12 protein-coding genes and 3 pseudogenes are annotated in these 15,517 nt (G+C 32.4%); 10 read left to right on the forward strand and 5 right to left on the reverse strand.

Annotation, left to right across the window (positions count from 1 at the left end; genetic code table 11):
- Nucleotides 1-415 precede the first annotated feature (415 nt).
- Nucleotides 416-898 (reverse strand): hypothetical protein, encoded by a 483-nt coding sequence (locus AZF08_RS16885; protein WP_033678118.1) that lies wholly within the window; start codon nt 896-898, stop codon nt 416-418.
- A gap of 232 nt (nt 899-1,130) precedes the next feature.
- Complete coding sequence (locus AZF08_RS16890; RefSeq protein ID WP_033678116.1) at nt 1,131-2,291, reverse strand: tyrosine-type recombinase/integrase; 1,161 nt, start codon at nt 2,289-2,291, stop codon at nt 1,131-1,133.
- A 349-nt stretch (nt 2,292-2,640) separates the two neighbouring features.
- Between AZF08_RS16890 and AZF08_RS16895 the strand changes: the two genes are divergently transcribed.
- Nucleotides 2,641-3,624 carry a hypothetical protein gene (locus AZF08_RS16895; RefSeq protein WP_033678114.1) on the forward strand — a complete coding sequence of 328 codons (984 nt, stop codon included), beginning with the start codon at nt 2,641-2,643 and terminating at the stop codon, nt 3,622-3,624.
- A gap of 195 nt (nt 3,625-3,819) precedes the next feature.
- Here AZF08_RS16895 and AZF08_RS16900 read toward each other — a convergent pair whose 3' ends face one another.
- Entirely contained in the window at nt 3,820-5,205 is a 1,386-nt protein-coding gene (locus tag AZF08_RS16900) for a glycosyl hydrolase family 8 (protein ID WP_033678112.1), read from the reverse strand.
- A gap of 710 nt (nt 5,206-5,915) precedes the next feature.
- On the opposite strand from AZF08_RS16900, the pseudogene AZF08_RS29990 reads away from it, so the two are divergent.
- A pseudogene (locus tag AZF08_RS29990) lies at nt 5,916-5,996 on the forward strand (IS6 family transposase); the annotation flags it as partial.
- A 58-nt stretch (nt 5,997-6,054) separates the two neighbouring features.
- Here the strand turns inward: AZF08_RS29990 and AZF08_RS16905 are convergent.
- Entirely contained in the window at nt 6,055-7,263 is a 1,209-nt protein-coding gene (locus AZF08_RS16905) for an MFS transporter (protein WP_033678110.1), read from the reverse strand.
- Between the two features lie 395 nt (nt 7,264-7,658).
- Between AZF08_RS16905 and AZF08_RS16910 the strand changes: the two genes are divergently transcribed.
- From AZF08_RS16910 to AZF08_RS16935, 7 genes are all read left to right on the forward strand, one after another.
- Nucleotides 7,659-8,933 carry an aspartate aminotransferase family protein gene (locus AZF08_RS16910; protein WP_033678108.1) on the forward strand — a complete coding sequence of 425 codons (1,275 nt, stop codon included), beginning with the start codon at nt 7,659-7,661 and terminating at the stop codon, nt 8,931-8,933.
- Nucleotides 8,930-9,877, forward strand: a complete 948-nt coding sequence (locus tag AZF08_RS16915; protein ID WP_033678106.1) for an inositol monophosphatase family protein — start codon at nt 8,930-8,932, stop codon at nt 9,875-9,877. Before AZF08_RS16910 ends, AZF08_RS16915 begins: the two co-directional genes overlap by 4 nt.
- A complete protein-coding gene (locus tag AZF08_RS16920; RefSeq protein ID WP_033678104.1) occupies nt 9,855-10,901 on the forward strand; it encodes a zinc-dependent alcohol dehydrogenase in 1,047 nt (348 codons plus the stop codon). Before AZF08_RS16915 ends, AZF08_RS16920 begins: the two co-directional genes overlap by 23 nt.
- Before the next feature lie 240 nt (nt 10,902-11,141).
- The gene (locus AZF08_RS16925) at nt 11,142-12,380 is read left to right on the forward strand and encodes an esterase/lipase family protein (protein ID WP_033678103.1); all 1,239 of its coding nucleotides are present in this window, start codon (nt 11,142-11,144) and stop codon (nt 12,378-12,380) included.
- 163 nt (nt 12,381-12,543) lie between these two features.
- Nucleotides 12,544-12,708, forward strand: a complete 165-nt coding sequence (locus AZF08_RS32200) for a YxeA family protein (protein WP_082246198.1) — start codon at nt 12,544-12,546, stop codon at nt 12,706-12,708.
- A gap of 214 nt (nt 12,709-12,922) precedes the next feature.
- Nucleotides 12,923-13,327 (forward strand): hypothetical protein, encoded by a 405-nt coding sequence (locus tag AZF08_RS16930; protein WP_033678102.1) that lies wholly within the window; start codon nt 12,923-12,925, stop codon nt 13,325-13,327.
- Nucleotides 13,328-13,556: 229 nt separating this feature from the next.
- Complete coding sequence (locus AZF08_RS16935; RefSeq protein ID WP_033678101.1) at nt 13,557-14,234, forward strand: IS6 family transposase; 678 nt, start codon at nt 13,557-13,559, stop codon at nt 14,232-14,234.
- Between the two features lie 67 nt (nt 14,235-14,301).
- Here the strand turns inward: AZF08_RS16935 and AZF08_RS31350 are convergent.
- Nucleotides 14,302-14,568 (reverse strand): annotated as a pseudogene (locus AZF08_RS31350) (transcriptional regulator); the annotation flags it as partial.
- A gap of 710 nt (nt 14,569-15,278) precedes the next feature.
- Between AZF08_RS31350 and AZF08_RS16940 the strand changes: the two are divergent.
- Nucleotides 15,279-15,517, forward strand: a pseudogene (locus AZF08_RS16940) (DDE-type integrase/transposase/recombinase); the annotation flags it as partial.

The following is a 15,517-nucleotide window of genomic DNA, read 5'->3' on the forward strand; positions in this document are numbered from 1 at the left end:
TAAAGTAGAATTTTCTATGCAATTACCGTAACAAAAACGTTCGTTTATGTTACATGTTGTATTTAAAAATAATAAATCTCATAACTCTTGAATTAGCTGTAACAAAATACTGTATCAATCAAAAATAATTCGTAACATTATTGGTTTAACACCTTTTTGTTACACCGAAATCTGATAATGGGAATAAAATACAGCCTATAACCCAAAATTACATATATCTCAGCTGAACCCCTATTAAAAGCAGACCATCCATGTGTTATATTACATGGCCCTTACCGGAACTTACAAAACAATAAGTTAGCTATGACCCTTTGAAGAAATAATAGTAGGTTACAGTGACTTAACAAAAATAATCAAAAAGGAAGAGAGTAACTCTTATTTTACTCCTAATCTATTTATACATTGAGAAATTTTACTATATGTCATCATTTGATAGTTTTGTATACAAACTATCTATACTCTCATTATCCGTTTTAAAAATATTAAGTATGCGTGCCATAACATAGTAATTCTCTCCATCACGTTCAGCTACAAGAGCATTCTTCTCATTTTCTTTTATGACCTCATTTTCTAATACAGAGTATGCTTTTTTAAAATCACCTTTTTCAAATACTACACAACACGTAAGTAATGAAATACCATAATAATATCCGATAACGTCATACATGCTAAAACTACTATTCGACATCAGTTTTAATTTGTAAGATTGTATTACATCAGCGATAAGTCGTGTTACTTCTTCAGATTCAATAAACTGTGTCATACGTAAACAATGTTTTCTGTTTAGTGGGGCATGGGCGAACGACTTCAATTTACTAATAAGCTTCTTTAATACTTTTTGATCTTCATCATTTAAGGTATCCATTTTAGAAAATAAAATGTCTCTTATCTTTTCCATTTCTAAGCTCCTTCAAAAATAAGTAGGATATAGCTACACCTTCATTATAGCAAGGTTCTACATGCTTCCCTATGGATATGTTTTATATTTAGGGAATCTTGGCGAAGAACACATGTAACATGGAACAAACACAAAAAACAGGTAGGTAATTCATTTTAGTTGTGTAAAAAATACATAGCTAAAATGATAATACTACAGTTCAATAAGACTTGATTGATTAAGGTATAAAGAATTAGAATTCATCTTCCGTAATTAGATTTCCAGCATCATTATCTTTCGTTAATCGTTGTTTCAAATAATTTTCTTTTGTCGTTCTATCATTTTTATGACCAACTGCAGCTGCGATTACATGAGGTGCAAGTCCTTTGTAATCATATAAGTATTGTACATAAAAATGTCTGAAGAAGTGAGGAGTAATACGTATATTCTCTGTAAAGGGTAACTCTGTATCTTTTATGATCTTAGAAATATATTGTGATAAATAATTTTCCCGATAAGCCGTATGGTTCTTGGTTTGGAAAATGGTCCCGCCATTTTTATTTCTGATATCTACGGGTAATCTTCTACGTATTCGAAACGAAACGATACGATTAAAAATCTCCTTATTAATAGAAACAATCCGTTCATTATCGCCTTTTGTATCAACTGTTAAATAGTAACGTTCACGTATAGCGTCATACTCTAGATCTTCCCACTTTGCATGCGCTACTTCCGCAACACGTAATCCTGTGGTAGCCAGGACCGATAGTAAGGCATAATTGATTTCATTATCCTTATAATAATGAAGCAGCTGCTTGACTTCCTCATATGATAACTCACGCTTTGGTTTATGTTGTTTATTCACCGTCGTACTTAAAATCTCTACATGAAGGGGTTCCTGGATATATTGAATTTCATATAACCATCTTAAGTAAGAGCGAATAACTCCGAGTTTTCGACTAATTGTAGATGATTTATATTTTTCTTTGGATTGATAGGAGATTGCCTCCTGGGATATCCATTTTTGATAGTTACGGATATGGCGCTTTCTTAGATTCCTCCAGACTTGGCCAACTTTATAATCTTTTACATCTTGCTGCAGAAATTCTGTACTTTGTTTGATAAAGAAGTAAAACTGACTTAGATCACGAGCGTATAAAGTTCTTGATTCATCTTTTATACGCTTCTCCTGGTCAAAATGTGTTTGTCGGTTCAAGTAATAGTACAGTATTTCTTCGTCTGAAAATCCCTCATATGTATAAATATCTTCTCTCTCGTTATTTTCCTTTTTAAATTCAGCTTCATCTATATAATCACGATTCCATACTGCAATTATGTTTGTGAAATTTTGTTTTTGTTTCTCTCTACTTTCTAAAGAAGTTTCTTTATGAATCGTATTCAATTCAAATTTCATTATTCTTCAACTCCTTATTAATTACCTTTATATCTATAATTATAACTTAATGCATTCAATTTTATTTACATAGAAAGATTAAATTTTATATAAATGAAAGTGTAAAACAACTATAGAAAACTTCCCATTTTCTATGGTTGTTATTAAATTAATTAAAATTAAATTACTTATAATAATTTACAACGATTTAAAAATTAATTTTAAAAGTAATTTTAATTAGACGTTATTAAAATTATTAAAGAGATCTACTATTAAATTATGTTATAATTAATTTAAAATAGAACTTTTCTAAAATATAATTTACATAATATTATTATGTTGTATGTATTGGATGCAAGGGGGAAAATGAATGCTTAGCGTATATGAAATGACTATGACCACAAATGAGGTAAAAGATTACTTGGAGATTAGCCACTTTATTTTTAATAATCTAATGAAACAAGGACAGTTAACTCCAATCAATAAGGATACGTGGCGTTTAGATGGAAGCTTTTTATTTAGCAGGGAGGAAGTAGAGAAATTAAAAGATGAACGTGAAATAGAAGGTATTACTTTATACCAGGCAAGTAAAGAGTATCATATTAGTATGAATCTACTTGAAAAGTGGATAGAAGAAAAGGAGCTAGTTTATACTGTACAAGAATATCGCAACCGACAAACGAAATTTGTAAAAGAAGATGATATTCGTAAACTTGCCCAACAGGTAGAACAAGAAAATGCTGTCTATACATTTTCACAGAAACATAATGTAGTATTATTTCAAAAGTTTACAAAAGGGAATACATTAGCACGTATTATCTCTATTCCGAAACGTGGTGACATTATACTCCTTGATGAATTTGGGAATAACCTGACACTTAGTGCGGCATTAAAAGAAGGATATGAGTCGGCCTATATGTTATCTGATAAACCACGAAGCCATCATCAAAGGTTTGTGAAATTCCGTTTTCCGAAATCCGATCAATTCCGAAATAACATTTTCCATTTAATCGATAATATATTGCAGTATGTGTCGCCAAGAAATTTAAAAGTATCAGAAGAAGAAGGATTCTGGTATTTTGAGATCCGTCAATCTTTAATTACATTACCACCAGGAATACAGATGGAATGGATAAATGAGTTAACACCTTATATAATAGAAGGAAAAATTGTTCCACGTGTCAATCATAGTGTATATTTGGACAGTAACACAATAACTAAGCCGGTAATACTTACAAATAAGGAATACCAATACATAAAAAAAATTACAAGTGAAACAAATAGCTCTATTGAAGAATTCATTGCAATTGCAATTCGAGATAAAATTAATCAACACTTACTTAATCAAAAATAAAAAGGTTCCATTTGAACAAATTTTCCTTTTCTATGCTGATCACACACCTTTTTAGAGTCATACTATCGGTGTGTTCAAGTTTAGGAGATTACTTGCGAGAATCTTGGAGTTTTTGTACCAAAAGCAGGTTTTCAGTATTCATAGAACTACTCCCAATTATAGAAGTGGGAGTAGTTCAAATACTGCATATGGATTCTATTCCTTATATTCAGACTGAATTTCTGGCTTTGTTGGATTTTGTATGTTTTTTTCATCAGGAATTGGTTTCCACCAATTTCCAGTTATGAATAACATGGTCAATAAATTATAGCTATCACTAAAATAGCTTTCTTTTTTATTCTTCATCCAATCCCAGCCGCTATTAACCCATGCTTGATTATTACTGTTAGTTGTACCAGCAGCAATAAATGGTGAAACGAACACAGCCGTTGGATAATCACCAATATTTGTTCCATTTAGTTGATAACCATCTACGATCTTAGCGGGGTCACTTTTTGTTTTATTTTTAATCCACGTAGCGACCTTATCAGAAATCACCTTACTTCTCTTTTCTCCATACATTGCATAGTCCATAACAATTCGGAGTGGTACACGACTGGCATTATAGTAATATGCATCGGTATGTTTTGATTCATCTAGAAAGTTTTTAGGAGCAGGTTGTGGCGGATTTTTCACAACAAAATCTGAAATCAGCCCTGTAGTTGGCGAGTATTTATTTGTAAACTGTGTATAAACATTGTACAGATTGTCAATGACATTCATCCAAGTTTGATCCCCTGTAAATTCGTAGAAGGTTCTAAAATGAGACATCATCCAATCGGACGGTCTAGTATCAAATGTACTTTTCGAACCCCAATCTCCTAAATTTAAACTATTATTTTTGGTAACATTACTAGCTTTAATACCTTTTGTAATCATATTCTGAGCTTCTTTCAAATAGTTGATTGTACCATTTGATCCCCATTGCTTATGAGCAAGAAGAAGTGAGTAAGCAATGTCTAAATCTCCATCTGTCGCAGAATCAAAATGCCCCTGGGCTTTTTTGCTGTCAGCTACAACCCAGCCCATTAAATTGGGATTTCCAGAACTTTTAAAAGCTCTGGCCGTTTTAAATAAGCCATTATAGATAGTTTGGGCGTTTGAATCATAACCTGCCATTAAGACTGTGATTATCATACCATAGCCCTGTCCTTCAGAAGTTCCTAATGGTTTAAACCCTTCTGCATCTCCTGTAATCTCTCCTTTGACGTAGTAACCACCTGGTAGTGAAGAAAGATCATTCTTTAGATACTTCTTTTTCCAATTATTATAGTAATTTATAACTGAGGAGTTCAAACTTTCTTGTGAAACATGATTTGGTTTAATAATACCAGAGTAGTTTATTTGCTGAGGAAAGGGTTTCATCTCTCTAGCAACAGCTGATACTTGAGAATAATTTGATATAGTAGAAGTATATATTTTGTCTCCAGTATTTCTTAATGCATTGCTATCAAAAACCGTTGCAGAAGTACAATTAGAATAACTTGCTAAACTTATACCAAATGCGGATATAAAAGTGAATATCTTTCTTTTTCGGCTCATTTTTCGGCTCCTTTAAAAAAATTTATTTTCACAAAGTACAGAAACAACCCTATGATTCTATGAAATTTATTTTACTAATGCCTCAATTTTTATGTGCTTTTCATCTTTGCTCAATTCCATTTTACTAATGATATAAGTTGTATTTCTAGGTAGTTTTCGAACAGAGCAGAGTGGATACAATTACTCCTGATTTAGTAGTTTATATAAGAAAGTAAAATTACCATATTTATGTCTCTTAGCAAATGCAATTGAATCGAACTTTTAGATAAAATGGAATGTGATTTTATATAGCTCTCAAAATTTACTATTGTTTGCTTTCCAAAATCTTTTGATACTACTTGTTACGGAATTTTCTCTTTGGGAGAAGAATCCGCATGTAAATTTAAGCCACCTACACGGAATACCATTGTTCCGGCTACCACAACATCCGATAATAAACCAAATGAACTTTTCAATATAATCACCTCTTGAAATGTATTTATATAGAAACTGTACTGTTTTTTTAGAATTATTTAAATAGCCTTTAATATTTTTCAAAAGATGTCTGATTTTATGTTTTTTACTATCTTTATAGGAGAATTTGAGTTTGTAGGGATATGACTGACCGAGCATGCTCTATAAATAAAAAGAAAACACCTAAGCTATGGTTCTGCGTAGGTGTTTTCTTTTGCATAATGTTTTTTATATTGGACTACTTAAATCTTATTATGCAGATAAAAAAGGGACAGATTGATTTACAGAATCAGTCTGTCCAAAACCAGAAAGAGTTCATCCGCCAAGTACTTGGACTTATAGGAATCTACTATTATCCATGTTCTTCTTCATATATTTGTATCAGAACCCCTAAATCTAAATTTTGTGATTATTATCGTGTTCTCGTATAACTGATAACCGAGTATTTCCCAAAATTTGAATTCCAATTAACAATATTAGCATTATTAACATTATAAAGGCAAATAGCCAAAAAGTAATTTGAGCAGGGTACTTATCCATACTCTGTCCTATAATAATTGGAATTAATGAGCCACCAAGACCGTTTGTAGCTAATAATATACTAGTTGTCTTTTCTGTTTGTCCAGGAAAATATAGGTTTGTGATAATTAAAGCAATGGCAAACATTGCTGCCATAAATAACCCTAGAAAGAAGCATAGAAAGAAACCCAACCAAACATTTCCACTAATGGCTAGTAATATAAGTACAACTAGACCTCCAATATTAATTAAAAGTAAAAACGTGTTATAGGTAAGCTTTTCAGAGATAACACCTGTTAACGCACGCCCTATTACCATTGCCATCCAGTAAACAGTTACAGTCAGTGTTGCAAGAGAATTAGGGACTTCCCACTCTTCCATGAAAATTGAAGGTAAAAAATGAACAATAGATACTTCACTTCCACCATAACAGAAGAAATATATCGCAGAAAATGTAATGATTAAAAACGTCTTTTTAGTATAAGAACCGGTTTTTTTATTAACAGATGTATTAGTACTGGTATTCTTTATAAGAAATTCATCGACTTCACCAAAAGACAATACCTTCCATCCGAGTATAACTAACAATGAACTCAATCCTAATATCAAAAATGCATATTCCCAAATACCTTTACTTATAAGTACGCTTGAGAAAAGTGGCATGAATAGTGCACCTAATCCAAATGCAACTTCTAGTTTACTCATTGCTGTGGCTTGTTTTTCTTGAAATGTAACTAAAATGATTGTGCCAATACAAGATTCCGCTAATCCAGCTCCATATCCTGCTAATCCGACTAATGGAAAAAGAAAATACCAATTTGGTAGAAAAAATGTAAAAAGCTCAAGACTAATCATAATTAAACCCAGGAGAACTACATTTTTCCGTCCTAGTTTTCTAACTAGAATAGGCATGCTAAGTACACCAAGTAAAAAACCAACAAATTGACCAAAGATGAGTAAACCACCATTACTATAATTTTGCTTATAGTGAATTAGAATCTCGGGTAGCATTGCACCAATGATAACTAAGGTAAAAGCGATTAACATGTAAGAAAAGAAGCTTATCCAAAGTAAACGTTTTAGCAACTATTTCTCCTCCTTATAAATAATATATTTATTGTTTAAATCAATTGCATATAAAAAAACTATAATATCTAGATATTACCAATATTATTATGTAGGAAAAATAAAAATTTTTAAATTTAAATTTTTTAATGTTAACAATTTTTAATTATACTACCTTTTTTTATTATTTTTTTAAAAATTTCGTATTTTTTATTTTCTCAACATAATTCACCTTAATTTAACTTGTAGTACGGATATTTCACATTATATTATGAGACTGTTATTTAATAACAATTTTCAAATTGTGGTGCATAGTAAATACAGTCATAATCCATTATTAGTTAGGTTGGGCCCCCTAACATATTAAATTTCTTCATAAATTTTAACATTACTAAAATAATAGGAGTGTTGTAAAAATGAACGGTAAAGTTAAAAGTTTAACAAACCCTGACAGTCTGTATTATAAAGTAGACAATGTCGTTATGGAGAGAGGGGAAGGTATCTACCTTTACGATCAGGATGGAAATAAATATTTTGACTGTGCATCAGCTACATTTAATTTGAATTTAGGATACAGCAATAAGGAAGTGATTGATGTAGTAAAAAATCAAATGGATAATCTTATTCATGTTACTTCATCTTATCAAACAGACCCTGTAAATAAATTAGCAGAGAAGCTTGTTGAAATTGCTCCTAGCAATCTCACAAGGGCACACCCAAAAGTTAGCAGTGGCTCAGCGGCGAATGAAGGCGCTATTAAAATGGCACAATACAATACCGGGAAACGTGATGTTATTTCTTTGTTCCGCAGCCATTTGGGACAAACCTATATGATGTCAGCCCTTTCAGGAAATGCTTTTCGAAGAGAACCATTTCCACCTCAATTTTCCTTTGGATTGCAAGTCCCAGATCCTTATTGCCTGCGTTGTTTTTACAATCAAAAATCTGATTCTTGTGGAATGCTGTGTGTCGAGAGAATTAATGATTTTATTGAATATGCAAGTACAGGGAATGTTGCAGCTATTATGGTTGAGCCCATATCAGGAAACGGAGGGAATATTGTTCCACCTAAGGGATATTTCAAAGCGTTGAAAAAATTATGTGAAGAACACGATATTGCATTAATTTTTGATGAGATACAAACGGGATTTGGTAGAACAGGTAAAATGTTTGCTGCTGATTACTTTGATGTACAACCTAATATGATGACAGTAGCTAAAGGTTTAGGTGGAACTGGATTCCAAGTTGCAGCTATCCTTACTGAGGAGAAGTATGTGGGTATGCCTGGTCACCATCATTCTTTTACTTATGGATCGAATGTAATGGCATCTGCAGCAGCATGTACCACAATTGATATATTACAAAGACCTGGATTTTTGGAAAATGTGACTGTGGTTGGAAATTATATTATGGAACGTTTAGAAAAAATGAAAGAAAGATTTAAGTTTATTGGAGATGTAAGAGGTGTAGGTTTAATGATTGGGATTGAAATAGTAAAAGATAATAATGAACCTGATGTTGAGCTTACAAATCATATTGCAAAACGTGCTATGGATCATGGCATAATTATCAGAACATCTAGATATGGCTACGGAAATGTGTTTAAAATTCGTCCACCTCTTACTATTACTCTAAGTGAGGCAGAAGAACTATGTTATAAATTAACTCATCTATTGGAGGAGATCAAGTGAAAACCTATATTATTGAGTTAGGAAAATACGTATATAATAAGGTGAAAAATCAAAAGGGGACTTTGAAGAACCGTATAGTTAATGGGTACTCTCCAGGTGGAGATGCACAGTTTAATATTGATGCAGCAGCAGAAAATGCGGTCCTTGATTATATATCAGATAAGAAAGAACCTGTTGCATTCTATACTGAAGATGGTGGTCTTAAGATTTTTGGAGAAAATCCACAATATATTTTAATTGTAGATCCAATTGATGGTACTCGTCCTGCAGCTGCAGGACTTGAAATGTCTTGTATTTCTATTGCTCTAGCAAAATACAAAGACAATTCTAAAATCAAAGATATTGAATATGCTTTTCTAATGGAACTTAAAACAGGGAATTACATGTATAGTGATATTTTTTCAAATTCTATAGAATTTGAAGGCTATAATAGCGAATTACCAAATTTAAGCCAGGGCAAAGACATTAAGAATATGTTTTGGAGTTTCGAGTTTAATGGTCATCCTACTAACTTAATGATTGAATCTTATGGACATCTAATCGATGAGTCAGCGAATAATGGTGGCGTATTTATATTTAATAGTGCATCTTATTCTATTTCACGAATTATTACAGGTCAAATGGATGCGTATGTAGATATCGGGAATAGACTTCTTAAAGATTGTCCAGATTTGTTACCAGATTTTCAAAGAGTAGGAAATGGTCAAGTCTTACACCTCTTTCCATATGATATAGCTGCCAGTGTGTTTCTAGCGGAAAAGGCGGGAGTTATTATTACTGACGCGTATGGTAATTCTTTAGATGAAACTCTTTTAACAGATCTCAGTTATATTAACCAGCAGTCATGTATAGCAGCTTCTACCAAAGAATTACACCAAAATTTATTGGAACAAATTAATTGGAAACGGAGCGAGGAAAAGTATGAAGGCATTGGTATGGACTGAAAATAAAACATTAGAATATAAAGAAGTGGAAGAACCTCAAATTCAAAAAAAGAATGACGTAAAAGTCAAGATTTATGGTACTGGGATTTGCGGGACCGATTTGAATGTATTAAAGGGGAAGATGTATGCTGCTCCAAATATGGTTATGGGACACGAATCGGTTGGAGTCGTAGTGGAAATAGGGGAAGAGGTTAGAAATGTAACCGTAGGAGATCGTGTCGTAATTGATCCTACTCAGTTTTGTGGGAAATGTTATTACTGTAGAAAAGGTTTAACATGCTATTGTGAAGAGTTCGATGAATGGCAGTTAGGAATCGGTTCTCATGGAACTTTTGGAGAATATTATGTTGGGGAAGATAGATTTATTTACAAATTACCTGAATCAATGGAATGGGAGAGAGCTACTTTAATTGAACCTCTTTCATGTGTTCTTAGCGCTATAGAAAAAGCTAATATAAAACCAGATGATTCCGTTCTAGTTTTAGGGTCTGGACCAATTGGACTGTTAGTTCAGATGATTGCTCGAAAACTTTCTAGAATTACAGTTGCTACGGAAATTGGTCCCTTTAGAACAGAAGCTGCACGAAAAATAACCAAATATGTATATCATCCGCAAGAACTCACCTTAGAAGAAATCTACCGGATTAATCAAGGAAGAAAGTTCGATGTGATTTTTGATGCCATAGGTAATCAACTAGACTGGGCATATCCGCTTATTGAAAAAGGTGGAAGGCTTATTCCGATGGGGTTTGATGATACCTATGAGTTCAAGGTTAAACCGTTTGAATTACTATCAAAAGGAATTACAATTATTGGAACTGGAGAAGCGCACCACATGATGGAAAAGGCTTTATCCTGCGCTATAGACCTTCCAGAATTATCGAATTTAATTACGGAAAAAGTAGCACTTGAAAATTTCGATACAGCTATTGGTAACTTAATGGGGTTTGATCCAACTACTAATGAAAGAAAAGATATTAATTCCATTAAAACAATTTTAGTCTCTGAACCTAATAGTATCTGAGAAATACTAACCGGCTCCTTGTATGTTAAGGAACCGGTTATTTGTTTTATGAATTCGACGGAAATAATAATCTGGATTTTCATATAGTCCATTTAATTAAAATTACATAAGTTTAGCTTGATACGAAGTTATAGGAAAACTTTATAACCGAATATAAGGGGAAATTGTTGAGAAAATAATGTATCCTCTTTGAAAATAACAGAAAATTCAGTATAATTACAAAAACAGAGGAGGTGTGTTATGAAACGATTTTTATATGGAGTATTATCTATATTATTTATTATAAATTTATTTTGGAAGCCAATAAAGTCAAAAGCAGTGGAACAAAGCCTAAAAGATCCGATTATTCTTATTCATGGTTTAGCAGGATGGGGAAGAGATGAACTACTTGGTTTTAAATATTGGGGAGGTTTTAAAGACATTGAAGCAAATTTAAATCAACAAGGATATAGGACATTTACGGCTTCTGTTGGTCCTTTCTCAAGTAATTGGGATCGTGCAGTTGAATTATATGCATACATTAAAGGTGGAACAGTAGATTATGGTGCAGCACATGCGAAAAAACATGGACATGCTCGTTATGGACGAACATATCCGGGAATATATAGTCAATGGAGTGATGATAATAATCTTCATTTTGTTGGACATAGTATGGGTGGACAAACGGAGAGAGTATTAGTTCAACTACTAAAGGAAGGGAGTAGAGAAGAGAAGGACTACGCTACACAACACCCTGAAGAAGGAGTATCTTCACTATTTGAAGGAAATAAGAACTGGGTACGAAGTGTAACAAGCATCGGTAGTCCACATAATGGTTCTACATTTGCAGATAAAGAAAACATGGCATCATTCCTTAAAACGTTTATATTAAAGATTGCTAGTTTATCAGGAAGTAATCCTGAAACATTTGTTTATGATTTTAAATTAGATCAATGGGGATTAAAGCGTAAACCAGGAGAGCGCTTCTTACAATATGCAGATCGTATGTTAAACAGCTCTGTTTGGGAAAGTAAGGACATTAGTGCTTATGACTTAACGACAGCTGGCTCAAAAGAGTTAAATCAATGGGTAAAAACATTTGATGATGTCTACTATTTCTCATATACAGGGGATGCAACATATTCTTCATTATTAACAGGACATGCCCTACCTTTACTGACCATGAATCCGCTTATGTACACGTCTAGTTTACATATTGGGAAGTATACAAGAGATAATCAAGAACCTTTTATCACCAAAAATTGGTGGCCGAATGACGGACTTGTTAGTGTTATTTCTTCTCAATATCCACATGGACACCCTAATCAAGCGTATACTGGAAATGCTAAAAAAGGTGTCTGGAATTATACAGCTACAAAAAAGAATTGGGATCATATTGATTTCATTGGGATAGATCTCGAAGATACATTAGGAATCCGTAATATTTACTCATTTTATAATGATATTATTGCAAATTTAATGCGTATATCAGTAAATTAAGAACACATATACAAACCCTTAATCAATCAAATTAGCGAACATATATAACACCTTTATTAATATCATTAAGCGAGGATATTATTTTAGACTTTTTAGCAAAACTAGATAGTGGAACGTAAGTAAATTTAGAAATTCAGCGTCGGAATACACACAATATCATGAAGTGATCTTTATATTATTGGGGAAAACTGTATACAGGTATGATTATTCATTACCAGTATTTGATGAAAAAGGTAAAGAAATAATAATGGAATTCGACGGAGGCAAAAAACTTCGTAAAGATGCATTTATACATGTATTCCGCTTGAATAAGTCTAGCCTAGATTAGACATACATGATGACTATTTTTTAGATTAGTAGTATTAATATGTTCAAGTTTCATAACTTTCTTGCCATATAATTACTATTAATTTGAAAGTATATTATGTCTAATAATGTGATATTTTGTATTTTTGTATTTCTTTACACGTATTTTCGAGCATTATAAGCTTATTTGATATAAGCAAAGAGATTTTTACTAATAACATAAGGAGGTTTTGGTAATGAAAAGGTATTTTTCTCTATTAATTGTATCTATAATTATTATCTTCACAGTATTTGTACCTTCAACGAATGCTGCTACTCTTATATCAGTAACATCTAAGCATTCGGATAATTCAACGAAAAGTTTAGATCTTATCGGGACAGGAAAGTACATGAAAATGACATGTACATATTATGGTAAGACTACAGCAATGGCCTCAGATGCTTCTTGTAGTTTATATAAGAAGAGCTCTCCCACAACTATTGAGCTTGTTGCAGATTTACATGTTGGAGGTTGTTATGGCTCTATAACGGAAAGCACTGATGTATGGTTGGAGAAAGGTGCTTCATATATACTTCAAGCTGATGTTAGTACTTTTGCTGATCCAAAATCATCTGTAACTACTACAATTATAGAGATATAGAAATTTATTTATGCCCCCTTTTAACTTGACTAAGGGGGCTATTTAAGATTTTTCATCCAAAAATTTGGTTCTAGTGCAAGAAATATATCAAACTCGGACATAGCCACTGTTGATGATCAGCACTTGTTTTTAGTTTTTTTGGTTCTGGTGCAAAAACTTCAAAGCTTTTGCAGATAATCTTCTAAACGTGGACATACTGATACTATTATTCTAAAAGGACGTGATCAGTATGACAAAATCAATGCAATTCAAATGGAAACATTATCAACCTGACGTTATTTTATTAACTGTACGATGGTACCTACGGTACAATTTGAGTTTTCGCGATTTGGTAGAAATGATGGCAGAACGAGGATTAAGCATTTCCCATACAACCATCATGCGCTGTGTTCATCAATATGGGCCCGAATTGAATGAGCGAATTCGAAAACACTTGAAACAAACGAATGATTCCTGGAGAGTGGATGAAACATATGTAAAAGTTAAAAGTCAATGGATGTATTTGTATCGAGCAGTAAATTCTGAAGGAAACACCATTGATTTTCACCTAAGCAAAACAAGGGATCTTAAGGCTGCAAAGCGCTTCTTCAAAAAGGCTTTACGGTCTTTTCATGTTTCTAAGCCGCGTGTCATAACAGTGGATAAAAATCCGGCTTATCCAGTGGCGATTCAAACATTAAAAGAAGAGAAACGTAAATATCTCAACAATATCTTGGAACAGGACCGTCGTTTTATAAAGAAGAGAGTTCGTTCCATGTTAGGGTTGAAATCATTTCGTACAGCTACCTTGATTTTGAGGGGCATAGAGGCTATGCATATGATAAAAAAAGGGCAACTTCACCAAAGGGTGAACTATGCCCAAAATGAGGTTGAAGCCATTCATAAGTTATTTAAGTTAGCTGCTTAATCTCAAGGTTAATAGGATATTGCTGTTCTATTGTTCTAACGAATTATTTCTGCACCAGAACCGTTTTTTATATATTATTTTGTAAATAGTGTTTTTTTATAATTTCTACATTTTCGTTTTTTTCTGTCATTTCAAATATAAATAAGGCTTTCTTTATATAATTAAGCCCTTCTTCTTGAGATTTGATTTTTAATATATTTGATCCCTTTTCAAAGTATAATTCTCCTAATAAATATAAGCTGTTTATGTTAATAGCTAATTTAATTCCTATGTCACTGTAATTTATCGCTTCTTGATATTTATAAGTAAACTTCAAGTATTTTGTTAAGGAATAACGCTAACGTTTGGGTAATTAACCATACTAAGGGGTTTTTTATTGTTTTGCATTCAAAATATGAATAAACAGAGATAAATTAATTCCAAAAATAGGTTAATAAATATGGACATTTAATTTATTATATGATCATCACACGAACATTGGTTCTGTTTTGTTGGGAAGGATGTGAAATAATGAATCAAGCTATATATGTATCTGTGCGAGTATTTCTTTTCAGGTTATTAACCTTACACAAAGTTAACGAACACTACTAAATTTTTTATTCAAGATCTAGCGAGGTTTTTTAGAGAAATACTCATGCTTTGAAGGTGAAGTTTTACATAGGGATTAAAGGCTCTCTGAACCATTAGAGATATGAGAATTAAAACAAATAAAAATAACAGAATTATGGCACATTTAAGCGTTCAAAAGAAATTAGAAGTCTAATAAGTGGCTATTCATTTTTATGATGAACTTGGATGCGTATAAAAAACATATTAGAGTGAAAAAAATTTGATTAGTAGAAAATACTATATATGATAATCTTTTTATAATGTTATATAATAAATCACTAGTTTAATATCTAAAAGGAGATATGAAAATATGAAAATATGAAAAAACAGATCGCCGCATTTACTTTAGCAACAACTCTTGGTCTGAGCATTCAACCAATTGTAAGTTCAGCAGAAACAGTTCAAAATACGCAAGCTACTGAACAGAGTGGCTGGGTCAAAGGAAAGTGGTGTTATTTATATCGTGCAATAGATAAAGACGGGCATACATTGGATATTCAATTTCGTAAAAAACGCGATCATCAAACTGCTTATGCTTTTATTAGTAAAAACATTTGGTGAACCAACGGTTCTTACCACAGACAAGGCACCAGCATTACTTTGTGCATTAAAAAAATTAAGAGAAGAAGGCCTTTATAAACATACGAAGCATTACGCAATTAAGTATTTGAACA

This window comes from Bacillus gaemokensis, assembly GCF_001590835.1.
GTDB lineage: Bacteria > Bacillota > Bacilli > Bacillales > Bacillaceae_G > Bacillus_A > Bacillus_A gaemokensis.